The following is a 23,307-nucleotide window of genomic DNA, read 5'->3' on the forward strand; positions in this document are numbered from 1 at the left end:
CTATTGTGTTCTCCAGACACGCCTGTTCACGAAGTCGGTATAGCTTAGGATAATTCGCATGACCTTCTCGGACACGTTGTCGGGATGGTAATCGCTCGGCATGCGCAACAGCCGGTCCGCACCGCGCGGTTGGCTTTCGAGGATTTTAAGTCCATCAAGTATCCGCTCTAGCTCCAACCCAACCATCATTACCGAAGCTTCCTCGAACCCCTCCGGACGTTCATGCACTTCGCGCAAATTCAACGCGGCAAAGTTGAGGATTGCGCTCTCTTCCGTAATGGTCCCGCTGTCGGATAAAACAGCTCGGGCAGAGCTCTGAAGTTTTATGTAATCGAGGAAGCCAAACGGCTTTTCGAACCTTACCTTAGGACTGCAATCCACGCCGAGTGCATCCAGGCGCTTCCTCGTGCGGGGATGGGTCGATACGATCACTGGCTCATCGTAACGATCCGCAATCCCATTGATGATCCTCAGCAGCTTTTCCAATCTATCAGGCGCGTCGACATTCTCCTCGCGATGTGCGCTGACGATGAAAAATCTTCCCGGGGTGAGTCCGAAACGGCCGAGCACATCTGAGCCGTTGATCGGTTCGCGGTAGTACTCGAGGACTTCGCGCATGGGACTTCCGGTGACGATTATCTGGTCAGGCGGCAGCCCTTCTCGCAACAGGTATTCGCGAGCAATTTGGCTATAAGTCAGGTTGACGTCCGAGATATGGTCAACGATGCGACGATTAATCTCCTCGGGCACTCGAAAATCGAAGCACCGATTCCCCGCTTCCATGTGGAAAATGGGGACCTTACGCCTTTTCGCAGAGATGGCTGCCAGGCAGCTATTTGTGTCACCGAGGATGAGCAAGGCATCTGGATTGTGCTTATCCAGCACCTCGTCAGCGGCGATAATCACCTGCCCTATCGTTTCGGCCGCTGATTTCCCGGCTGCCCTGAGAAAAATATCCGGCGTCCGGATTCCAAGCTCTGAGAAAAAGACGTCGTTCAGTTCGTAGTCGTAATTCTGTCCTGTGTGCACCAGGGTGTGCTGGAAATTTGCGTCGAACAGGGCGATGACCCGCGACAGCCGTATGATTTCCGGCCGCGTCCCCACGATAGTCATGACTTTAAGCACTGATAGCCTCCCTGATTAGATCAAGGCGGCTCAAGAGTTCTTTGACCTGAGCAATATCAAGGCGAACCGTGTTGTGAGATGTATAGTCATCGAGAGCTGAAACCGCCCGCTCCCCCTCTACGAAATATTTATCGTAATTCAGATCGCGCGAGTCGGCTGGAATTCTGTAGTAGTTTCCGAGATCCTCTGCGCGAACCATTTCTTCGCGAGAGACCAAAGATTCGAAGAGCTTTTCGCCGTGCCGCGTGCCGATGATTCTCACGGGGTTGTCGCGTCCGAGAACCTCCCGCATCGCGTCCGCCAAAACCCCCACTGTGGAAGCTGGCGCCTTCTGAACAAAAATATCGCCCGACCGCGCATGCTCGAAGGCGTAGAGAACCAAATCCACCGATTCGTCGAGAGACATGAGAAAGCGAGTCATGTTCGGATCGGTCACCGTGAGCGGTTGGCCACGCATGAGTTGGTCCAAAAAAAGAGGGATCACCGATCCGCGAGAAGCCATCACGTTGCCATAACGTGTCGCACAGACGACCGTACGGACGGAATCGCTCAGTCGGGATTTGGCGATCATCATCTTCTCCATTAGAGCCTTGGACATCCCCATCGCGTTGACTGGATACACCGCCTTGTCCGTGCTGAGCACGACACACCGCTGAACCCCATGACTGATTGCCGCGCGAAGTACATTCTCCGCCCCCAGGACGTTGGTCTTGATCGCCTCCATTGGGTAGAACTCGCAGGAAGGTACTTGCTTGAGAGCCGCCGCGTGAAAAATGTAATCGGCACCACGAACCGCATCGTCGACAGCATGGTAGTCGCGAACATCGCCAATGTAGAACTTGAGGCGCTCATCCCGAAGCGCCAAGCGCATATCTTCCTGCTTCTTCTCGTCTCGGCTGAATATGCGAATTTCCGCGAAATCGCTTGCTAGAAATCTCGAAAGCACGGCATTCCCGAAGGATCCAGTACCCCCGGTTATGAGCAGCGTCTTGTTGGAAAACATACTTATGGTCTCGTTTGGTTAGCAGAAATCATGCATGGCTTGAATGAGCGCGGGCCATTGTGGAGGCTCGTATCCGGTAGCGTGGCGGAAACGGGATGAGTTAAGAGATCGATCGATCCCCACCCTATCATCCGGCTCGATGCGAATTTCCTTCGCGTAGATTTGCGCCACTATGTTCAAGAGATCGTGTTTGCTGATTGCCGCGGCGGAGACATGATAAAGGCCTGTCAGGGCCGGGTTCGGAAGAACGAAATCGCGGATGACCCTGGCTAGCTCGACAGTGGGCAAGCCGGAAAAGATCGCCCGCGTGAACCCCTTAACGCTGCCCTCTTGGTTCAGAAACCAGTCGATCAGGCTGTGGGCGCTGTTCAATTCCCGGCCGATGATCGAAGTCCGCAGTGTTATCGCGTTGTCGTAATCGACTTCGCCGAGCAGCTTGCTTCTCCCATAGAGATCATATGCGTTAGGACGCGAACTTTCACTGTAGTTGCCGTCCGCGCCATCAAAAACACAGTCCGTACTTATGTGAATGAGGCGGGCACCTGCGATCCTACAGAGTCGTGCTAGCCGGTGTGGCAAGATCGCGTTGATGGGGATTGCCACCAAAGGATCACTCGCCGAGGAAAGCTGCTTGACCAAGCCGATGCAGTTTACGACGACGTCGGGTGCCACGTCGGCGAACAGATCGAGGAGCGCGTCGGGGTTTTCCGCGTCGGGCAGATTGACCAAATTTCCTCTGACCTCCTCCGAGAAGAGGCGTTGATGGGATCTGGAACGGATTGAGCCAAAAGTTTGAAAGCCAGGACTATTTGAGAAAAATCTGAAGACTGCATTGCCCAGCATGCCAGAGGCACCTAGCACCAGCAATTTGCGATGAGTCTGTCGTTCCATCACCGATTCCTGATTTACAACCGCGAGCGTGCTAGCTTACTTCGTGCATGTCGAAAATGATCAATTAGCTGACGAGCAAGCGGCGCGGGCGCAAAATGCGATTTGAAGTACTCGCGGCCCGACTCTCCCATGGATTCCCTCGCTTCTTCGGGCATATTTTTGAGCCGCACCATAGCTTCGGACAGACCAAACGAATCTTCTGCCGGAATCGTTATTCCGGCATTGGCTTCACGAATGATCTCTGCAGCCTCGCCATCTAAACAGGCCAGAATGGGGCGGCCTGCGGCAAGATAAGTTGGAATCTTGCTGGGTATGGTCAGCCCGAAGGCGGCCGACCGCTTCAATGTGACAAGAAGCGCCGATGATTGCGCCAATATCCTTGGCATCATCTCGGCTGGAAATCGGCCTGCCAATACCACGTTGCTCAAGCGACGCCGCTCGATCTGCGTTCTGAGCCAATCGGATCTGCTGCCACTGCCCACAAGAACGATGCATATCTCTGGATCTTGAATGTGACTTGCTGCATCCAGCACGGTCTCCAATGCCTGAGCCGTCCCAAGGTTACCCGCGAACACGACGTTAAATCCCGTGGGTAGTTTGAGAGATGAACTCTCAGGGGATGCGCTCTCCGCCAAGGGGTTGTCACCGGGGTTCGGATGATACGCGATTGGCACGTCGTCACCCACAATGGCCTGTATCTTCCCGATAAATCCGCGAGACTGGACAAGTAGAAGGTCAGCGCGTCGATATATGAAACCAGTGAGCCGCTCGACCGCTGCCAGCATCCATCTGTTTTTTATGAAGCCGGTTTCTTCAAGGCTTTCTGGCCACAGGTCCTGCACCCAAATGACGTGAGCTGCTCCCTTGATACGCCGGAAAACGGCGCCCACCAGTCCTTGCAATATGGGCGAGATTGCGTAGACAAAGATGACGTCGTATCGCTTGGTCCGCGTAAGATACGGGCCCAGCAGCCCTCCAAATATTACAAATGAGAAGTAGTTCCATATCCGTCGAATTCCGCCGCCGCGGCCTCGAGGCACCACGGGTACTCGATGAATCAAGTACCCTGAAGGGTGGGTCTCGGTCCCGAAGCCAAAGGCGCTATAGCCCTCGAAAATCTTGCCCTGTGGATAGTTCGGCTGCCCGGCCAAGACCTCAACGTCGCAGCCTTGGTGCCGCAGCGATTCGACAACCTCATTTATCCTGAAACTCTCGGGCCAAAAATGCTGGCTGATCACCAGTACGCGCAATCTCTCCTCGGTCGCGCCGCTTTCTGTCTGCAGACCCTCAGTTGCCGGGTAAATGAAATTCATTGCCGTAGCGAGCGCGTGTTGCTCATTGTCAGGTGAATATCAGGTCCCGCGGTGAATTCTGGTACTGTCGATTGAAGAAGGCGAAGCGCGCCCTCCAAATCCAGTCTATCTATCATACGCTGCATCTCATCGAAGATGCGCTCGATCATCGCCCGCTCGATGGATCGCGCGGACGCTGCCAGGATTCCCGGCGACCCCGTCTCACGCAATGTCTCGTTACTGTCGAACAGTTCTTCGTAGAGTTTCTCTCCGGGACGCAGCCCGGTGTAAGCGATTTGAATGTCGGTGTCCGGACGCAGCCCAGATAGGCGGATGAGGTTCCTCGCCAGGTCAGCAATCTTCACCGGTGAACCCATATCGAGAACAAAGATTCGGCCGCGCTCATTAACGTCGTCCGGATCATGGGCTGCTGCCTGCAGCACCAGCAGGCACGCTTCGGGAATGGTCATGAAAAAACGCACAATGTCCGGGTGGGTCACTGTTACAGGGCCGCCGGCCCTTATCTGCTGTTCAAAGAGCGGAACCACGGATCCGGCTGATCCCAATACGTTGCCAAATCGAACCGTCATGAAGCGCGTGGTGGACGTCTTTTGATCGATATCCATCGCTTGGCAATACATTTCCGCCATACGTTTAGTGGCTCCCATGACGTTAGCAGGGTTTACTGCCTTGTCGGTCGAAACCATGATCATCTTGGAGACTTTCCAGCGCAATGCGGCGTCGGCAACGTTCCGCGTACCGATGGCATTGGTGAAAATGCCCTCGATTGGTTGAGCCTCCACCATCGGCACGTGCTTTAGAGCAGCTGCATGAAAGATCAGATTGGGTGCGTGGGTTTCAACGACGTTGCTGATCGCCTCCCTCTCGCGCACGTTGCACAGCACCGCGTGGATAGGTAGGTCAGGATGCTTTTGGCTCAGCTCGGATTTGATGCAATAGAGCGCATACTCATTGGCATCCACGAGAACGAGGCTCAGCGGACTGAGATCCAATACCTGTCGCGCCAGTTCGGACCCTATCGAACCTCCGGCTCCGGTGATCATCACGTTCTTACCGCCAATCATGGCGGAGATTTTCTGCGTGTCTAACCTCACGGGCGCACGCTGCAGGAGATCCTCTAATTTTATCGGGCTAAGTTGAATCTCCGCATCGATACTCTTCATGTCGAGCAGATTGGGGAGTGCCAGCAACTCCACCTTCTGCTGCGCCGCGACGTCCACCAACTCCTCGAGGCTGGCGTATTGCTGATATTCCTCGCGAGATCGAGTAAGGATTATTGCCTCGGCCCGGCGGCCCCGCGCTTCGAACCGGTCCAATATCTGAGGCAGGTTGTTCAGCGGCCCCACGACCGGAATACCCCGGATCGCTCGCCCAGTTCTTCGGCCGCGTTCGTCGAGAATTGCAAGCACCTCCACAGAGGCACTTTTTCTCTCCTTGATCGTTCTTATGAAAGCCTCGGCATTATCGGTCGCCCCGATGAGAAGAACGTTCTTGGCGCTTCCTTTGGCAACCTTCCCCTTTCTAACATCGTGCCGATTCCGATAGACGCGGTATGCGGCACGCGGCCCGGCCAGAAACACGATCGCGAAGGCCCACGCGATGAGAATGGAAGAACGTGGGATCGAATTCAGTCGATCGACCAGAAATTCGATGACCGTGAAGATGGCGAGAGATGCGGTAGTTACGCCGGCGATCGCCAGGAAATCTGACAGCGATGCGTAACGCCATACGCCGCGATTGAGCCCAAGGAAAAAGCCAGTGATGCTGACTATGAATCCGAAGAGTGCCGCAGCTGCAACGAACTTCCAAAAGTTCCCCGAGAAGCCGTCCAACCTCAATGCGAATGACAGCAACAGCGCGGCGGCCCCCATAAGGCCATCGTGCACGAGGGCCAAACCGCGCAATGTCAAGAGCCGCGAGATGACGCGGGGCCTCTTGGACCCGATCTTTGAATGGGCGACTTCAGATTTTTTGAGACCGGAAGGCACTAGGCTTCACCTTGAAGACACGAATGCTTCCGGCCTTTCTCGATCGATATTCGAGACGATCGTCCACGCCCTGTGCGGTTCAGCAGCGACACGTTCTGCGCTTGCCATGGCGTCGGAGATGACAGTGTCCGGCAGGAAGGTCGCATTTTAAAACCAATTGTCCTGATATCTTTCTTCTTACCCAAACATGAGGTCCGGTGCTCCGGTGCTCGGAGAAGTCTGTACCGCACATGGCCTGATCGTCCAATACTTATTTCCAGAAGTGCACCGCGATGACGAGCAGAGGGCGTCAGCGTGGATCATTGTCCGGCTCGCAAGGCACGCAGGGTGCGTGTTCAAATTCTGCCGACGTAAGACCCGGGGCTAAGACAACCCCACACGCCGCTGATGCAGTGTACCACGTATCCGCCAATCGACGCAAAAGACCCTCTCTCATTCGAGCGACGACCTAATATGCGCCCTTGCCGCCACAAGAGTGTGCAGGCCTGGACAAGAAGTGAAGATCATCTGTCGGAATGTTTTCGGTCCTCGGTCGACGCTCGCTCGACACACCGCCGCCCATGGCGGCCGGTCCGACCTGAAACGCGAACCGGAACGAACTCCATTCTGTCTGCCACATCGCGTAACTGAAGCCGCCTGCGGCAAAAAATCACTATGGGTGGACCTGCCAAGCCCACCCGAGCCTGCTGGCTTGCATGATTATTTAGTAAAAACTAATAGAATAGCGTCTTTTGCCGCGAATTCGCCCCGATCTTTGAAGAGAGCGGTACTGACGGCGTGCCTGCATGAACTCCACCACCTTGCGGAGAAAACGAAGTCCCCGATGGTCAAGGACAATGCCACAGTAGGCGTCGTGGTGCCGATGTTCAACGCGGAGCGAACCATTCGCTCCACCCTGACCAGCATCTGCCGCCAGAACTACCAAGCACTGGACATTATCGTGGTCGACGATGGATCGACGGATGAGTCCGCATCAATCGTGGCCTTCTGTGCCGATAAAGATCGGCGTATACGCCTCATAAGGCAGTCAAATGGCGGAGTTGCGCACGCTCGCAATCGCGGCGCGGCTTCTACCGACGCGGAATTTCTAGCGTTTGTCGATGCGGATGATCTTTGGGCCCCATCCAAGATCGCATTGCAATTGCGCGCCTTGCTGGAAGGTGGCTCTTCAGCAGGCCTGGCATATTGTTGGTTTGCGCATATCGATGAGGACGGTCGGGTATTCTCGCTGCATAATCACCCCGACGCCCAAGGTCATGTGCTCCAGCGCATGTGCAGACAAAATTTTGTCGGCAATGGAAGTTCGATGCTTGTACGTCGCTCCGCATTCGAGCAAGCGGGACAATTCGATTCGTCCTTGCGGGCCAAGAGCGCACAAGGCTGCGAGGATCTTCTGATGTGCCTCAGAATAGCGGAAAGTTACGAGTTCCGTGTCGTGCCTCAACATCTTGTGGGCTACCGAATGACGAACGTCAACATGTCGAGCGATGTCATGCAGATGCTTCGTTCCTGCGAAATCGTCCTTGCCGAGTTTCGTGAAAAATATCCGCAATTCGGGGGCGATCTCGATGCCCATCTGGTCGACATGATCCATTGGCTTGCCACAAGAGCTTTGATTGAGGGACGGTTTTTCGCGGCCTACGAACTGCTGAAGAAGTCCGTCGTCCTGGACCCACGCACCGCGATTTCTGGTCTGCCTGACATCGTAGACGCATATTGCCGGGCCAGGCTGGTTCCTCGCTGGATCAAGCTTCGAGTGAAACGGATGCTAAACAAAGACGCCGAATTTCGGCCTCTTTATAGCGAAATGAGCTGGTGAAAATGTCATCCACTCCAGACGGGCACGTAAATGTGCTGGAGGCAGAACTGCGGGAGATGTTTGGCGTGGACGGCTGCGTAGGTGTCCGCCACGTGGATCTAGACATCCAAGGTGCTCCTGAGGACTGCGATGCCGGCATGATCGTCTTGTGGCGCGGCGGGCTGCCGGTCGGGCATTTGCTCAGGGCGAGCGACGGGGAGTGCCGCATTGCCCCAATTGCGATCGCTCAAGACTCAAGCCCGGCTCCACCGGTTCTGGACCTGCCGAGCGCCAGCGTGGTCATCTGTACGCGCGACAGGCCGAAAGAGCTGCGGCGCTGCCTCTCCTCGCTCCCTCTGCAAACCCTTCCGCCCGCGGAGGTCATTGTGGTCGACAACGCGTCGGCAGGCGGCGAAACGCGCGAGGTAGCGCTCGCTGCCGGCGCAATCTATGTCCGCGAGGACCGACCCGGCTTGGATATTGCCCGAAATCGAGGCGCTGAGCGTGCATCCTCCGAGATCGTTGCCTACACGGACGATGACGTTCTGCTTCATCCGCAATGGCTTGAGCGGCTGGTCACAGCATTTGACAGACCTTCGATCGGCGCGGTGACGGGTCTTGTGCTGCCCGCCGAGATTACCACCGAAGCGCAGCGTTATTTCGAGACATTCTGGAGTTTCGGGCAAGGCTATACACCTCGGATTTTCCGCGCGGCCGATTTTGCCGCCAGCAAGCACGAGGTATTCCCTGCCTGGAAAGTTGGGGCTGGCGCCAGCATGGCGTTCCGGCGCGACGTGTTTGACCACGCCGGGCTGTTTGACGAGCGTCTCGACGTCGGTCAGGCCGGATGTTCTGGAGACTCCGAATATTGGTATCGGCTGCTCGCCAATGGATATGACTGCCGCTACCAGCCCACCTCCGTCGCGTTCCATTTCCACAGGCGGACGATGGAAGGCCTGGCCAAGCAAATCTACTTCTACATGCGCGGTCACTCAGCCGCTTTGCTCGTCCAGCATGAACGGACTGGCGTCAGGGCGAATTTGAGACAGGCGTTCAAATGGAAGCCGCTTTGGTATCTCGGCAGGGTTCGCAGGAGGCTGCTTGGACGCAGGGTCCCTGAGGATCGTTTCCTTTGGCAGGAAATCGCCGGCTATGTGTCGGGGCTCCTGTTCTACCTCCGAACCAGGCGCGGGTAAGACGGCGTGGTGCATCATCCCCTGGTTTCGATCGTGGTGCCTGCGCACAATGCGGAGGTGACGCTGGCGCAGGCGCTCGATTGCCTTGTCGGTCAGGATATTGCTGATTGGGAGGCGATCGTCGTCGACGACGCCTCCACGGACCGCACCCCCGCGATCATCGCCGGCTATATGGAAGGCGACGCCCGATTTCGGACGCTGAAGTCTTGCGCCCACAGCGCCGCCGGCGCGCGCAACAAGGGGATTTCGACAGCGCGCGGCCGCTGGCTGATGTTCCTGGACGCGGACGACTGGGTGGACGCCGGCTTCCTTGCCAAGATGCTGGCCGCGCTGAAAACCGCGCCCGATGCCGTGGCCGCCTATTGTGGTTCCCGGCGCGTGATGCCCGATGGCGCACTCACCCCGCCGAGCATCGCGACCGAGGTTGCGATCGAGCCCTTCGAGACATTCGCGCGCCGGTGCGGCATCCGCACGCACGCGCTGCTGATCGATCGGGCGACAATCGTCGAGCTGGGCGGTTTCGATGTGTCGCTGCGCACCTGCGAGGACTGGGATTTGTGGCAGCGCGTCGCACGTCAGGGCAAAAATTGGCTGATGGTCGACGAGCCGCTCGCTTTCTATCGGGCCAGCCCCAACTCGCTCACCCGCAATTCAACGCAGATGCTGGCAGACGCGGAAATCGTCATCGCCCGCGGCTTTTCTGCCGACCCCAGGGTCAAACACCCAGCCCCGGCGCACGCCAAGGGGGCGATCCCGGCGAACGGCCGCACCGCTTCCGAAGCGCTCGCCTGGTTCGCGTTGTGGAATGCCGCGTCGGATTGCGGCAGCGGCTCGCGCCTGGCCAACCCGGAGCCCCTGCGCGCGCTCCCCGTGGGACGTAAGTGGGCGCGTGAGGTCGCCAAGGTGATTTTCGACGGCCTGATGGTGGGAAGCCTGTCGGGGCCGGCGCAATTGGCTGCCAGATGGGCGGGGTTCGGCGGCCCCTTAAGCAAATTGATCGTCGAACTCGGCCAGGTCTGGGACAATCCCGTGGCGGGTCGCCGCGTCCAATATCACCTTGAGCAAATGCTTCTCGACTTCGACGACCTTGCCGCGCCGCGTCCGCTAGCGCGGACACTAGGGATTCGCGTCGATGCCCGAAATCCGACCTCGACCGAACTGCCGGAAGGGATCGATCAAATCTACGCCTACCTGATGATCGACGGCAAGATCGAGGCTTTGGTGCAGTTCGGTGCACTCGGGAAAGTGACGAGGCGTCATTGGATGGAATTGATCCTGGATCTCGTGCCTCCTCGGGAGATCATACGCGGCCTCTCCGGCCATCGGCGCATGGCGTTCCGCTTCTGGAAGGGCGTTGCGCGGCTGGCGGGCCGATCGCTCGTACCAGCTCTGCAACAGAACGCCGGAGCCGACAAGTCAGACATGCTTGCAGCATCGGCATTGCTGTCCATGGCGGGACGCCGGTCTGATCAAGACAGCCACTACGGCAGGCTCGCGCGGTTGGCGGCGGAAGCCCAGCAGTTGATGGGCTCGAGCGCCGAAGTTGCGGAGCCTCTTGCAGCGCCGCGTCACGCACCGGCCGACGGTGGGCGCGACAATGATCGCGCGTCGTTCTGGGATCGCCATTTCGCGACCGAGGATCCCTGGAACTATGGTTCGGCCTATGAACAGGAAAAATATGAGCGGCAGCTCGAAATTCTGCCGGCCGGCCCAATCGGCCGGGCGCTCGAGCTGGCCTGCGCGGAGGGCCATTTCACGCGGCAGCTGGCGCCGCGAGTGGGCCATTTGACCGCGACCGACATCTCCGCCGTAGCCATCGAGCGCGCGCGCGCGCGATGCGGCGATCAGCCGAATGTCGAGTTCGGGGTGCTGGATCTCTCTGCCGACACGCTGCCGCGCGAGATGGATCTGATCGTCTGTTCGGAAGTCCTCTACTATTTGGATGATCTCGCCGAGTTGCGGCGCATCGCCAAAAAACTCGTCGAGGCTTTGGCGCCTGGCGGCAGTTTCGTCAGCGCACACGCATTCGTGCTGCGTGACAATTTGGAACGGACGGGCTTCGACTGGAACACATTCGGTGCACAGGCGATCTCGGAGACGCTGGCGGCGACCGAAGGCCTCGTGCTCGAGCAATCGATCCAGACCGAGCTCTATCGCATAGACCGCTTCCGCCGCCTTTCACCTGAAGATGTGGCGGCGGAACCTATGATTGATCATGTGCCAATCCGCGCGCCCATCGAAAGGGAGGTCGCGCGAAAAATCGTCTGGGGCGGGGCGCGGGCCTTGCGCCGCGATGTCGCGCGCAGCGAGCGGCGGCAGCGTATCCCCGTCCTCATGTATCATGGCGTCGCCGATGATGGGCCGGCCGCGCTCGCCCGTTTCCGGTTGGCGCCCGCCGCGTTTGCCGAGCAGATGGCGTGGCTGCGCGCCAACGGCTTCCACGCGATCATGTCCGAGCAGCTGGAATGGTTCATCGCCAACCGTCACCCTTTCGTTGGCCGCCCGGTGCTGATCACGTTCGATGACGGCTTCCAGAACTTTGCCGACCATGCCTGGCCGATCTTGCGCGGGAACGACTTGACCGCGGAAGTGTTCCTGGTGACGGATCTGGTGGGGGACAGTGCCAAGTGGGATGCCGACTGCGGTCCGCCGACGCCGCTCGTGGACGCCGGGACGGTGCGGCGCCTCGCCGGCGAAGGTGCGTTCTTCGGAAGCCATATGGCGACGCATCGTGCCATCGACGGTCTGTCGAGCTCCGAGCTGGCCGCCGAACTGCTGCGCTCCCGCATGTTCGTCGAACGATGGACCGGCCGGCCAACGACGACGTTCGCGGCGCCTTTCTCTGTCACCGACCGGCGGCTTGGCCGGCTGGCCAGGGAGTGCGGCTATCGAACCGGCTTCGGCGGCAGGCACGGGCCGGCGGACCTCGATTGCGATCCGATCGACCTTCCCCGCATCGAGATTCGCGGCGATCGTTCGCTCGATGACTTTGTCGCCATTCTGGAGGCCGCACTCGAATGAACGGTGAACTTGTCAGTGTCATTATCCCCGCGCACAACGCGCAAGATACAATCGACGAGACGCTCCGCAGCGTTCGCTCGCAGTCTCACCGCGCGCTTGAGATTATTGTCGTCGACGACGGTTCACGCGACCAGACTGTCGCCATTGCCCGACGTCACATGGAGATCGACCCGCGGATGCGGCTGATCGAGCAGGCAAACGCCGGCGTGGCCGCTGCTCGCAATACGGGTTGGCAAGCGGCGAGATCCAATCTGATCGCCTTTGTCGATGCCGACGATCTGTGGGCGCCGACCAAGATCGAGCGGCAGCTGGCTGTGTTCGACCGGACAAACGAGAAAGTTGGGCTCGTCTACTGCTGGTATTTGGTGGTCGACGCCCAAGGCAAGGTAACTGATGATCAGCATCGGCCAAACTGGCGGGGCGATGTGCTTGAACGCCTCTTCCACGGCAATTTCGTTGGTAACGGCAGCGCCGCCCTGGTACGCCGGCAGGCACTGATAGACGCCGGCGGTTTCGAGAGCGGACTGCGCGAGGCGGGCGCGCAAGGTTGTGAAGACATCCTCTTCTATTGTCGCGTCGCCGAACGATACCACTTCGAAGTCGTCGAAGAGCCGCTGGTCGGATATCGTTACCTTCCGGGGAATATGTCAAGCAACATGACGCGCATGCTGCGATCCTGGATGCTTGTGGTGGACGAGATGCTCGGCCGCCACCCGGATGCGGCATCCACGCTGCGTGAGGGGTTGCATTTCTATTCGGTCTGGCTCCTGGAGCGAACGTTGCGCCAGCGGCAATCACGCTATGTGCTTCCGATCCTGTCGCTATTGCTTCGCCATCATCCTGCGATCGCTATGCGGATAATCGTCATCGATTTGCCATGGGTCGGCGCGCATTTGGCCAAGCGCGTCGTGACGAGGCTGGTGCGTGGTCGCCGGCCGATCCGCTCGCAGGTGACCGCGCGCTTCCCGACCGGGGAACTGAAATGAGCGAAGCCAACGGCCCCACACGCCGCGGTGCGGTCCGTGCTTCGTTGCGCGATCTTTCGCAGCTGCTTCGCATCGTTGGAAAGCCGCGCTGGGCGACCCCGGTGCTGCTCGCGCTCGGCTTTCTGTCGTCCTTGGCCGAGACGCTCGGCATCACGCTGATCCTGCTGTTCCTCTATCTGGTGTCCGATCGGATCACGGAAGCAGGAGGTGGCCTTCAGGGCAGAGCGCTGGGCCTGGCAGTCGCCTGGTTCGGTAGTCCCACTCGGCTCGCCGTTGCCATCCTCCTGCTCATCCTCGCGCGGGGAGCACTAGCGCTGGTGTATTCGTTGATAAGCTCCAGCATTGGCGAACGGATCAGCGAACGCGTGCGCAACCTCATCCACCAACAATATCTCAGGGTCGCTTTCGGATCCATCCAGCAGCACGAGCAATCGCAACTCATGGAGGTGCTCGGGACCGAATCGTGGCTGGTCGCGCAGTCCTATGGGGCGGTCACCCGACTCATCATAAATAGCTGCTCGATCTTCGTCTTCGCCGTCTTCCTGCTCATGATCTCCTGGAAGATCCTGCTGATCGCAGCTCTCGGCTCAGTTGCGATCTCCGCGATCTTGCGCATCTTTTCGCGGCCCGCGCGTGACCTGGGGCATCAGGTAAAGAAGATCCATCAATCGCTCGGCGAGCACATGCTGATGACGCTCCAGGCGTTGCGCACCATACGCGCCTATGGACAAGAGGCGCTCCATCAGCGCCGTTTCGTGCAATCGTCAGCGGCCGCGCGCAACGCCTCGTTGTCCATGATCCGCCTTTCGTCGTGGATCGGCCCAACCACCGAGATCGGTTATCTGGGAATGTTGGGCACTATCGTTCTGGTCTCCGGGTGGTGGCACATCAGCTTCGAGGTGACACTGGCCGCTGTCGCGCTGCTGTATCGATTGCAGCCGCATACGCAGGAGTTCGAAAGCAACCTGCTGTTTCTGGCTCAGATGCAGCCACAGCTGCGCTCGGTGTTGGAGATGATCCGCTCCGAGGACAAGGAATATCCATCGCAGGGCACAATCGCGCTCAGGGATTTGAACGCGAGTATCGTCTTCGACCACGTAAGCTTTGGGTATGATCCAAGCACGCCGGTGCTCACCGACCTGTCGCTCGAGATTCCAGCCGGAGTGACTACGGCGCTGATCGGTGCAAGTGGCGCCGGCAAGACCACGATCGTGAATCTTCTTCTGCGGCTATACGAACCGACCTCCGGCGACATCATGATTGACGGCACCCGGCTCGCGGAAATCAGGCGGGACGATTGGCTATCCAAGATCGCCGTGACCGGTCAGGACGTCGACCTCGTCGAGGGCACGGTGACGGAGAACATCCGAATGGCCAAAGCCGATGCGACCGAAGAAGAGATCATTGCCGCCGCCCGCAGTGCCGGTGTCTCGGCATTCGTCGAGGGCCTTCCAGCCCGTTATGACACCTGGATCGGACAGGAGGGACTGCGATTTTCCGGTGGCCAACGGCAGCGCATTGGCCTGGCGCGGGCTGTATTGCGCGATCCGGACCTCCTGATCCTGGATGAGGCGATGAACGCACTCGATACCGCGCTCGAGGACCAGGTGCGGCGTGCGATTGATAGGCAGCTTGGTAGCAGGACAATTTTGCTGATCACGCACCGCATCGACACGGCGCGTGAGGCCGCGAATGTCATTTGGATCGAGAACGGCAGAGTCATCAGCCAAGGGCCTGCCTCACTCGTCGTTCCTCAATATCAACATCGCCAGCACGAAGTCGTACGTGCGTCCGAGGCTGAAAGTGAGGGGCCGTGACGTCCTCGATCCCCAGCGTGTCGGTCCGGCGCGGGGCAATGGAATCGACAGTTTCGGCCGGCGCGGTTGCTCTCTTGATGACGGGCGGGCAGGCCAGCTGGCGGAGTGTCGTACCCATCACAATTCACAATCGGCTACGATACCAAGCCAGTGCCGTCTCGACGATCCTGTCGATTCCAGATTGCTCGGGTGTCCAGCCAAGTTCCCGGTACGCCTTGCCTGCCGCGGCTACGAGCGCTGGCGGGTCACCTGCCCTGCGCGGGCCGTAGACCACCGGAAGGCGCGACCCCGAAGCTCGGTTCACCGCATCGACCAGTTCCTTCACCGTCGTTCCGGTTCCCGTCCCGAGATTGTAGACGTCGACACCCCTGTCGCGGAGAAGCTTCTCCCCTGCCAGGACGTGAGCACGCGCGAGATCGGTGACATGGACATAGTCCCGTACCGCGGTTCCATCGCGGGTATCGAAGTCGGTGCCGTTGACGGTAAAAATCCGGTCCGGCCTGATCGCCGCCTCGATGGCGAGCGGTATGACGTGTGTTTCCGGTTCATGCCGCTCACCGACCTCGCCGTCAGGATCGCATCCGGCCGCGTTGAAATACCGGAGTATGACTGCGTTCAGGCCATGGGCAGACGACAGATTGTCCACCATCCGTTCTATGATGAATTTCGACCATCCATAGGGATTGATGGGCGACTGCGGATGCATTTCATCGATCGGCGAGCGAACCGGAACGCCATAAGATGCGCAGGTGCTGGAAAAGATGAGCTTGTCGACGCCGGCCTTCAACATTTCCTCGAGCAAGACCAGCGACCCGAAACTGTTGTTTCGGTAATAGAGTTCGGGGTGCTCGACGGACTCGCCCACATAGGCATAGGCGGCGAAATGCGCCACCACATCAGGCCGATATTGTCGTAGCGCCGCCGACACGGTCGCGGCGTCGGAAATATCGCCCTCGACAATCGGCCCCCATTTGACCGCGTCGCGCCAACCGCGCGAGAGATTGTCATATGCGACGACCGACCAGCCGGATTCAGCGAACGCCTTGCAACAGTGCGATCCGATATAGCCGGCCCCGCCGGTAACCAGGACAGTCTTCATTCGGCAGCGGTCGATCGTAAATGTTTCGACGAAACCAAGCTTTCGAAATAGGCGATGGTCTTGGCAAGACCATCGCGCAATGCGGTTTTTGGTCTCCAATTGAGCTCATGCAAGGCGCTCCCGATATCGGGCTGCCGCTGCTTTGGGTCGTCAATTGGCAACGGCGTGAATTTAATCGCCGACCGGCTTCCAGTGATCTCGATCACAAGATTGGCGAGCTCGAGCATCGTAAATTCGACTGGATTGCCAAGATTGATCGGACCGGTAACATCGTCATCGGTCTGCATCAAGCGAACCAGACCGTCGATGAGATCGTCGACATAGCAAAATGAACGTGTTTGCTGGCCCGTCCCGTACACTGTTATCGGCTCGTTCTGTAACGCTTGGACGATGAAGTTGGAAATGACACGGCCGTCGTCCGGACGCATCCTCGGGCCGTATGTGTTGAAGATGCGCGCGACCTTGATCCGCAGCTTGTGCTGGCGCCAATAGTCGAAAAACAGAGTTTCGGCACATCTTTTGCCTTCGTCGTAGCAGGAACGGGGTCCTATCGGGTTTACCCTGCCCCAATAGTCCTCGGTCTGCGGATGAATTTCAGGGTCGCCGTAAACTTCCGACGTGGACGCCTGAAGAATTTTGGCGCGAACGCGCTTGGCCAGCCCCAGCATGTTGATCGCCCCATGGACGCTGGTCTTGGTCGTCTGGACCGGATCGAACTGGTAGTGAACGGGGCTCGCAGGACAGGCAAGATTGTAGATCTCGTCGACCTCAACGTAGAGTGGAAAGGTGACGTCGTGACGAATGATCTCGAAGGACCTGTTGTCGAGGAAATGCGAGACGTTTCTTCGGCTTCCGGTGAAAAAATTGTCGACACATGTAACCTCGTGACCTTCACCAAGCAGTCGCTCGCACAAGAACGATCCCAGAAAACCCGCGCCCCCCGTCACCAGAACTCGTTTCGCCCGCTGCATTTTCGAACCCTTCCGGCCAATTTAGACATCCCTAATAAACTAGCCGGACAGTTGGGCGATTCAACAGCACGCCGCCTTCAATTTACATTACCGACAAGACATCATTGCCGGATGCGCCCGCGCCGAGGCGTATTCCGGGGGTTGAGGATGATGCTCTGCGGCTCGCCTTGCTGGACAACCACGCTGTCTCAGGATCTTGCTGAAACGAGCCGTTTGTTGTCGCTGGCTAACAGCGCATATGCCAGCATTGTCATACGATACTCCCAGCGTCGGGATTCCCGTATTTCTCTGACAGAGGCCACCCTGGGAAAGGGGCGCAGTACGAGGAAATTATCCGTCGATTTCGGTACTCAAGATCGATGACACACCAATACAGTCCGGGAACTGCACACCTGGTACGGTCACGCCATCGGCGCCGCGCCGCGCCGTTCGAGCGCTGTCTTGCGGATGATTTCCGCGATCTCTGGGCTGCTGCTGCACAGCATCTGGAAATCCACCGAGTGCAGCGACAGGAGTGAGACCACCGTTGCGGCGCTGACGGTCGCCGCACGCGGTTCGCCGCTGATCAGCGCCATCTCGCCGAAGAAGGCGCCAGGGCCAAGCTCCACCGGGTTCGGCAGCGCAACGCTGACGCGCCCCTCCACGACGAAGAACATCTGATCACCGCGCTCGCCATTGCGGCAGATCACGGCGCCCGCCGGCAGGACGCGGGGTCTTAACGAGCGCACGATCTCGACTAGCGCGGCCGGGCCGAGCTTCTGAAACAACGGCACGCCGGCGACCAATTGCCAATTACGGACGAAATCCCCGCGACGGACCTCTTGATAGAAGCCGGTGGCAAGAATGCCAGCCCAAAGCGCAAAGATGCCGATGCCACTCATCATGACCACCCCGGCAAGGACGCGACCGGCGAAGCTTTCCGGAATAGCGTCGCCATAGCCGGTGGTGGACAGCGTGACCACCGCCCACCACATTGCCTGGGGGATGCTGCCGAACTTTTCGGGCTGAAAGTCGCGCTCGATGACATAAGCCGCGAGCGCGACGGCGAACAGAACGACGCCGAAGAGCGTGGTGACGCCGATCAGGTTGCGCGCTTCGTTGGCTAGGACCCTGCCCAGCACCGGGAAGAACGTCGAGTCACGCAGCGGTTTCAGCAGCCAGACAGCACAGTAGAGGCTCCGGTCGGGCGTGCCGACGAACAGAAATGCGGCGAGTGGAACCAAAACCGCGAGCACATCGATGGCGATTACCGGCGTCCAGTTCCGTACGTCTCCCGCCCGGTGCTTGAGCAGCGTCGCGCCCATTTGCAGGAGATAGGCGCCCCAAATGACAGCAAGCAGGACGGCCAGAGCGAGTCTGCTTCGTCCGGGCATGTCCGGTATCGTGAGCGCAGCCACCGCCAGAAGCCCAGGCGCGGCCAGCACCGCGTTGAGCGGCGCGTAAATTCTCAAGAAAGGCAGTACCGACATTCTGTGCCCACGAGCGGCTAGTATCCTTCAAAATAGAATGTCTTCAAGGCAAGCGTAAAGGCGCTTACTGTCACTGCGATGTGCATCACCAACGGTGAACTCAGATGTCCGGGATTGCTTCGTGACCGGACGTGAACAGACAGGCCACACACAACCGGCCCTCAAAGCCCGGATGGATGAAGGACGACAAGCCGATGGGCAGGTTTTATGTAGGGACGTTTTGAGCCTCCCACACCGACGCAAGTGAATCGAAAGAGAAGGCACCAGCGCGCCCACACCGGAGTATTGGGGCTGCTAGGGCACGGCCAATGATCGGCAGGCTGCATTACTGCACTGACATCTAAGGTTCGCTGTAGCGATTTCAGCGATCCCCAAGCAGTGTCCAGTCAATAGCGGGCACGACGTCCTTCGGAACTGTTCCTCCAGAATTTCTCTGTAGCCGACCAGGAACTGCACCAATCCTTTTTGACGGTCAACGGCGCCCGGATCAAAATCTGCTTGGCGAAGCTGGCAAGCCTTCCAGACCGTTGCCGCCCACCGGCAACGGACCTATTCTGTCACACAAGATCGCGAACCGGATGCGAGGCTCATTGCGAAATGTAGTGTTCGGGCGCAGCGTAAATTTTAACGCAACCGAGATTCATGAAATTTTTGAAAGTTTTTTTTCTAACGTCTATTCACCTGTTTTGCGCTCGCCATGAGGAACAATATGGCTGGAAATGGTAGGGGAAAGGCGATTGGACTTACGGCTCGCGCCTGGCAGGCAGTTTGTGCCGCAGCACGTGGATTCAACTGTGCACGGGCTTGGCTCAGGCATTCGCCTCGGGCGATTCGGCATTGTGTCTTTCTCGTTGTCGTCGTTTCCCTTTCGATGATCGCCCTCGGCTGGTGGATCGATCAATACATCTCCGTGGCAGTTGGGGCGACGACCGGTCCGGATGCAGTTCTCGGCAGAACACATGTGGCCGCAGCAGTCGCTCTCGTTTGGGCCATCATGCTCGGCGCAATCGTTGTCGTCTTCCGGCGCGCCCATGGCCTGCACCACGAAGGAATCGGCCAGCGCATCCATGATGGCCCCGCACAAATGCTCACCTATGCAATACTGCGCCTCGATGAACTCGAAGACATGTTGCGAGACACCGAAGGCAGCGCCCAACCGGTGCCCAGACAGATAATTCAGGATGTGAAGTCGGCGAGCGTCGACGCGCTGAACGATCTCCGGCAGATCTCGCGCCAGCTGGCGTGACAGGCCTGGTCCAGGAAGATACTGACCAGTGGCCCTGCTTTTCTATGCTCCCGGCGCTTGGCGCAGCCATACGAAATCGGACAGCGCTACTCTACTCCGCAACCGGTGCCAAAACTGCACTGGCGTTGCCCGTTGCTTCGCCGGCAATTCCCAAGACACGAAAGAGCTCTTCCCGTTTGAATGGCTTGCTTAGAAAATCGTCCATTCCTGCCCGCAGGCATGCTTCGCGATCGCTGGCATATGCGCTGGCTGTCAAGGCAATGATACGGGCCCGACGACAGTCGGGGGCTGAGGCCGCCTCGATCTCACGGATCCTGGAAGTGGCACGAATTCCGTCGAGCTTCGGCATCGAGCAGTCCATCAGAATTGCGTCAAAACTGGTGTGGCGAACTGCGGCGACCGCCCCCTCTCCATCGCTGGCCACTTGTACAAGGCAGCCAAACTGGCGAAGGGTTTCCTCGAGCAGTCCGCGGACACGCTCATTGTCTTCCGCCAACAGGATGCGTATCGCCGGCCCTGCCGCGGTCGAAAGCTTCCGCTTCGGCTCCGGCAGGCTAGGTTCTTCGCGTGCGATGGGAATTGCGGCCGCCGGTTCGATGGCGATGGTGAAGCGGAAGTGAGCGCCATGTGGGTGAGCTTCGCTGACCTGGATGGTTCCGCCGAGCCGTTCGACAAGCTGGCGGCTGATTGCCAGCCCCAGTCCCGACCCGTCCGAATTGGCACCGCGATAGAATTCCTGGAAGATATGCTCGCGATCGTCCTCTGCGATGCCCGAACCCGTGTCCACGACGTCAAAGGCGAGAATGCCGGATACCTCGCTACTGACCCGGACGGTCACTCCGCCGGCCGGAGTATGCTTCAGGGCGTTCGCGATCAGGTTCACCAGGATTTGGCGAATGCGCGCCGGATCCGAGCGGTAGCGGGCGGGCGTGTTCGAAGCGCATTCGACGGCGATCGTCAGTCCCTTGCGGTCGGCAACGGCCCGCATCATGTCGCATGTTTCCAACAAAAGCGTCGAAGGCTCGAACTCGACCGAGTTGACGTTCAGCTTGCCGTGTTCGATCGCCGACAGATCAAGCACCTGGTTGACGATGTCGAGCAATGTCTGGCTGGCATGGTCGATGATCTCAAGTTTGGCCTGCGCACGCCTGTCGGGCTGACTGGCGCGTAGCAACTCCGCCGCACCGACTATCGCATGCATAGGCGTCCTGATCTCGTGGCTGACCCGGGCAAGGAACCGGCTTTTGGCGGAACTGGCCTCCTCCGCTACCTTCTTGGCATTGGCCAGCTCGGCCGTGCGCTCCTCGATGCGCAAGGCGAGCTCCCGATTGTGCCTTTCAACCGTCGAGCCTCTATAGGCGAGCCATCGGAGCGCGGCGGCCAGGGCCACGCTCCCCAAAATTAGGATCATGACCTCGGTGCGGAAACGCTCGTTGATCGACTGGACGGCGGGTGATTTCAGGAACACCGCCGTCGGCACCACGGACCAAAGGCTCCATCCTCCCCCGACATCCGGAAAATCGAGCGGCGTCGAGCTGCCATAAGCGACGTTGTCGAGACTGGCTTCGGTTCGCGGCGAGACTTGCCTCCAAAGTTGGCCGTCACGGGACCCCCTGTAGAAACCGAGCCTGTCATTGCTTAACGCATAGCCGTCGTTCGGCAGAATTTCGGTAAGGACGTCGGACAGCACGACCGCGGTAACGATGCCTCGCAGTTTTCCGTCAAACCCGAAGAATGGAACCGAATAGACAAGGCCCTTGCGATTGTCGTCATCAGGTGCCGTCGGCGAGTAGTGCGTGTTGTCGCATGTAATGACTTCCCTGCTTGCAATTGCAGGATAGTTCAGATTCGAGATTACGTTGTCGTTGCCATATTTTCTGTTTAGATAGTCGAGCTGGATTTTCATCGCTCGATACTCAAATATTTCTACCTCTTCTACTCTGCTTTTTACGGAAGAGGCTAAGCGCGCCGAGTTCTGATCTGCATTCTTGCCAACTATAAATTCATCGAACGTCATCAACGGTACCTCTGGCGTCGCCCGATCGGCGTCGACGCGGTCCGGATCGAAATTGGCCGGCACTATGTACAGTTCGGAAACCGAGAGGTTTTCCGCCAGATTGTTGTAGATCTCCTGGGCGCTTACCCTCGCATCCTCTTGCAAGGAATGGGATTCGGAGCTCAGCGCTCGCACCGTCGGCAAGCGGGCGATCGTGCGAATGCCTTGGTACATCTGGCGAAAACTGGCCTCGATGTTGACCGCGACTGCTCGATTCTTGGCCTGGTTCTCTGCCTGGAACGCCAGCATCGCGGCCTTGATGTCCATTTCCCGCCCAGTGCTGAACTGGAACCAAAGCAGATAGCCGAGCGAGGCCAGCAGGAGGCAGCCACCCAACTCGATCCAGGAGAGACGCGCGTGGCGCATTGATCTCGGTTCCGCCGCAGGGGCTCTCACTCGTTTGCTATCATCCCGCAAGACCTGCACCGCGTAGAAGGCGGTCCTTGACGCGTCAATTGCCCAGAGGCGGATTTACTCCGCGCGACTTTTGCGCCGCAATTACCGCCGAAACACGGTTTGTGACGCCGTACTTCTGCAGAATGCCAGACATGTAATATTTGACCGTCTTTTCGCTGATATCCAGCTTCTCGCCAATCTCTCGATTGGTAAGACCCTCTTCAACGGCTTTCATGATTTGAGCTTCACGGTGGGTAAGCTGATCGATGGAGGACGTCTGCCGGACGTTCATCTGCGCGGCCTGCAGCAGTTTCGTCGCAAATTCAGGCGAGACGAACGACTCGTCGTTCGCCACCGTCCACATCGCCTTCTTGAGGTCCCCGGCGCTCACGCCCTTGAGCACATAGCCTTTGGCGCCTGCGTTCAAGGCAGAAATCGCCGTGGCCGCCAAATCACAGACTGTCAGGATCATGCATCGGACGGAAGGCGCTTGGACGACGATGCGCTTTAGCGCCTCCATGCCGCCTCCTGGGATTCCCAGATCGAGAAGCATGATCTGGGGTCGCCACCGTTCGGCGATTTCCAGCGCTTCACGCGCGGTACTGCCTTCGGCAACGAGACTGAAACCCGCCTCGCCTGAAATGACAGCGGCTAGACCGCGTCGAACGATCGGATGATCGTCGACAATGGCAATTGAAACTCTCTCCAGATCGCCCACGCCGCTACCCCCAGCGCACAACCCAAGGCGTGTCTCACGCCAGTGAGCCGTCAACCCTGCACAATCCCATCAACACCCTGACCATATGTTAGACTTGACTTAAGTGGATGTCAACGCAGCTAAGGATCGTCGAAGACGCGAGGTATTCAGCAAATCTTTCTAAATCTCTTCGTGTATAACAATTTGCGGAGGGTAATCTTTTATACATTTTGTA

At 58.6% G+C, this 23,307-nt stretch carries 16 protein-coding genes; 6 read left to right on the plus strand and 10 right to left on the minus strand.

What is annotated here, in order from left to right; translation table 11 throughout:
* The 5 genes from wecB to FJ938_RS10100 are packed head-to-tail and all read right to left on the minus strand — an operon-like array spanning window position 1 to window position 6,203.
* Complete coding sequence (gene wecB, locus FJ938_RS10080; RefSeq protein ID WP_281409095.1) at window positions 1-1,125, minus strand: UDP-N-acetylglucosamine 2-epimerase (non-hydrolyzing); 1,125 nt, start codon at window positions 1,123-1,125, stop codon at window positions 1-3.
* Window positions 1,118-2,128 (minus strand): polysaccharide biosynthesis protein, encoded by a 1,011-nt coding sequence (locus FJ938_RS10085; protein ID WP_140693239.1) that lies wholly within the window; start codon window positions 2,126-2,128, stop codon window positions 1,118-1,120. Before FJ938_RS10085 ends, wecB begins: the two co-directional genes overlap by 8 nt.
* 18 nt (window positions 2,129-2,146) lie before the next feature.
* On the minus strand, window positions 2,147-3,019 hold the full coding sequence (locus FJ938_RS10090; protein ID WP_140693242.1) for an SDR family oxidoreductase: 873 nt from the start codon (window positions 3,017-3,019) through the stop codon (window positions 2,147-2,149).
* Between the two features lie 14 nt (window positions 3,020-3,033).
* Complete coding sequence (locus FJ938_RS10095; RefSeq protein WP_210242687.1) at window positions 3,034-4,332, minus strand: glycosyltransferase family 4 protein; 1,299 nt, start codon at window positions 4,330-4,332, stop codon at window positions 3,034-3,036.
* Window positions 4,329-6,203: a nucleoside-diphosphate sugar epimerase/dehydratase gene (locus tag FJ938_RS10100; RefSeq protein WP_140693245.1), complete on the minus strand. Its 1,875-nt coding sequence runs from the start codon at window positions 6,201-6,203 to the stop codon at window positions 4,329-4,331. Before FJ938_RS10100 ends, FJ938_RS10095 begins: the two co-directional genes overlap by 4 nt.
* Window positions 6,204-7,143: 940 nt before the next feature.
* On the opposite strand from FJ938_RS10100, the gene FJ938_RS10105 reads away from it, so the two are divergent.
* The 5 genes from FJ938_RS10105 to FJ938_RS10125 are packed head-to-tail and all read left to right on the plus strand — an operon-like array spanning window position 7,144 to window position 15,138.
* Window positions 7,144-8,139: a glycosyltransferase family A protein gene (locus FJ938_RS10105; RefSeq protein WP_140693247.1), complete on the plus strand. Its 996-nt coding sequence runs from the start codon at window positions 7,144-7,146 to the stop codon at window positions 8,137-8,139.
* Between the two features lie 2 nt (window positions 8,140-8,141).
* Window positions 8,142-9,314, plus strand: coding sequence for a glycosyltransferase (locus tag FJ938_RS10110; protein ID WP_226890666.1), 1,173 nt, complete (start codon window positions 8,142-8,144; stop codon window positions 9,312-9,314).
* A 6-nt stretch (window positions 9,315-9,320) separates the two neighbouring features.
* Window positions 9,321-12,335, plus strand: coding sequence for a trifunctional glycosyltransferase/class I SAM-dependent methyltransferase/polysaccharide deacetylase (locus FJ938_RS10115; protein WP_140693250.1), 3,015 nt, complete (start codon window positions 9,321-9,323; stop codon window positions 12,333-12,335).
* A complete protein-coding gene (locus tag FJ938_RS10120) occupies window positions 12,332-13,321 on the plus strand; it encodes a glycosyltransferase family 2 protein (RefSeq protein WP_140693252.1) in 990 nt (329 codons plus the stop codon). Before FJ938_RS10115 ends, FJ938_RS10120 begins: the two co-directional genes overlap by 4 nt.
* Window positions 13,318-15,138 carry an ABC transporter ATP-binding protein gene (locus FJ938_RS10125; protein ID WP_140693255.1) on the plus strand — a complete coding sequence of 607 codons (1,821 nt, stop codon included), beginning with the start codon at window positions 13,318-13,320 and terminating at the stop codon, window positions 15,136-15,138. Before FJ938_RS10120 ends, FJ938_RS10125 begins: the two co-directional genes overlap by 4 nt.
* A gap of 124 nt (window positions 15,139-15,262) precedes the next feature.
* On the opposite strand, the gene galE is transcribed toward FJ938_RS10125, so the two are convergent.
* From galE to FJ938_RS10140, 3 genes are all read right to left on the minus strand, one after another.
* Window positions 15,263-16,237, minus strand: a complete 975-nt coding sequence (gene galE / locus FJ938_RS10130) for a UDP-glucose 4-epimerase GalE (protein ID WP_140611947.1) — start codon at window positions 16,235-16,237, stop codon at window positions 15,263-15,265.
* Window positions 16,234-17,208 carry a UDP-glucuronic acid decarboxylase family protein gene (locus tag FJ938_RS10135; protein ID WP_140611945.1) on the minus strand — a complete coding sequence of 325 codons (975 nt, stop codon included), beginning with the start codon at window positions 17,206-17,208 and terminating at the stop codon, window positions 16,234-16,236. The genes galE and FJ938_RS10135 overlap by 4 nt, the downstream gene beginning before the upstream one ends.
* A 401-nt stretch (window positions 17,209-17,609) precedes the next feature.
* Window positions 17,610-18,677, minus strand: a complete 1,068-nt coding sequence (locus tag FJ938_RS10140; RefSeq protein WP_140693258.1) for a cyclic nucleotide-gated potassium channel — start codon at window positions 18,675-18,677, stop codon at window positions 17,610-17,612.
* Window positions 18,678-19,548: 871 nt separating this feature from the next.
* Here FJ938_RS10140 and FJ938_RS10145 point away from each other — a divergent pair.
* On the plus strand, window positions 19,549-19,923 hold the full coding sequence (locus tag FJ938_RS10145; protein WP_181169051.1) for a histidine kinase dimerization/phosphoacceptor domain-containing protein: 375 nt from the start codon (window positions 19,549-19,551) through the stop codon (window positions 19,921-19,923).
* 91 nt (window positions 19,924-20,014) lie between these two features.
* Here the strand turns inward: FJ938_RS10145 and FJ938_RS10150 are convergent, their stop codons facing one another.
* Together FJ938_RS10150 and FJ938_RS10155 are read right to left on the minus strand one after the other, a co-directional pair.
* Window positions 20,015-22,345, minus strand: coding sequence for an ATP-binding protein (locus FJ938_RS10150; RefSeq protein ID WP_140693264.1), 2,331 nt, complete (start codon window positions 22,343-22,345; stop codon window positions 20,015-20,017).
* Between the two features lie 85 nt (window positions 22,346-22,430).
* Window positions 22,431-23,093: a response regulator transcription factor gene (locus FJ938_RS10155; RefSeq protein ID WP_181165704.1), complete on the minus strand. Its 663-nt coding sequence runs from the start codon at window positions 23,091-23,093 to the stop codon at window positions 22,431-22,433.
* Between the last annotated feature and the right edge of the window lie 214 nt (window positions 23,094-23,307).

It is taken from the genome of Mesorhizobium sp. B2-4-14 (assembly GCF_006442155.1).
Classification (GTDB): Bacteria; Pseudomonadota; Alphaproteobacteria; order Rhizobiales; family Rhizobiaceae; genus Mesorhizobium.

Excerpts from the sequence above, each read along its gene's own strand:
- FJ938_RS10085 (WP_140693239.1), bottom strand. The coding sequence starts at position 2,128 with ATGTTTTCCAACAAGACGCTGCTCATAACCGGGGGTACTGGATCCTTC.
- FJ938_RS10090 (WP_140693242.1), bottom strand. The coding sequence starts at position 3,019 with ATGGAACGACAGACTCATCGCAAATTGCTGGTGCTAGGTGCCTCTGGC.
- FJ938_RS10095 (WP_210242687.1), bottom strand. The coding sequence starts at position 4,332 with ATGAATTTCATTTACCCGGCAACTGAGGGTCTGCAGACAGAAAGCGGC.
- FJ938_RS10100 (WP_140693245.1), bottom strand. The coding sequence starts at position 6,203 with ATGGGGGCCGCCGCGCTGTTGCTGTCATTCGCATTGAGGTTGGACGGC.
- FJ938_RS10105 (WP_140693247.1), top strand. The coding sequence starts at position 7,144 with ATGGTCAAGGACAATGCCACAGTAGGCGTCGTGGTGCCGATGTTCAAC.
- FJ938_RS10110 (WP_226890666.1), top strand. The coding sequence starts at position 8,142 with ATGTCATCCACTCCAGACGGGCACGTAAATGTGCTGGAGGCAGAACTG.
- FJ938_RS10120 (WP_140693252.1), top strand. The coding sequence starts at position 12,332 with ATGAACGGTGAACTTGTCAGTGTCATTATCCCCGCGCACAACGCGCAA.
- FJ938_RS10125 (WP_140693255.1), top strand. The coding sequence starts at position 13,318 with ATGAGCGAAGCCAACGGCCCCACACGCCGCGGTGCGGTCCGTGCTTCG.
- galE (WP_140611947.1), bottom strand. The coding sequence starts at position 16,237 with ATGAAGACTGTCCTGGTTACCGGCGGGGCCGGCTATATCGGATCGCAC.
- FJ938_RS10135 (WP_140611945.1), bottom strand. The coding sequence starts at position 17,208 with ATGCAGCGGGCGAAACGAGTTCTGGTGACGGGGGGCGCGGGTTTTCTG.
- FJ938_RS10140 (WP_140693258.1), bottom strand. The coding sequence starts at position 18,677 with ATGTCGGTACTGCCTTTCTTGAGAATTTACGCGCCGCTCAACGCGGTG.
- FJ938_RS10145 (WP_181169051.1), top strand. The coding sequence starts at position 19,549 with ATGATCGCCCTCGGCTGGTGGATCGATCAATACATCTCCGTGGCAGTT.
- FJ938_RS10150 (WP_140693264.1), bottom strand. The coding sequence starts at position 22,345 with ATGCGCCACGCGCGTCTCTCCTGGATCGAGTTGGGTGGCTGCCTCCTG.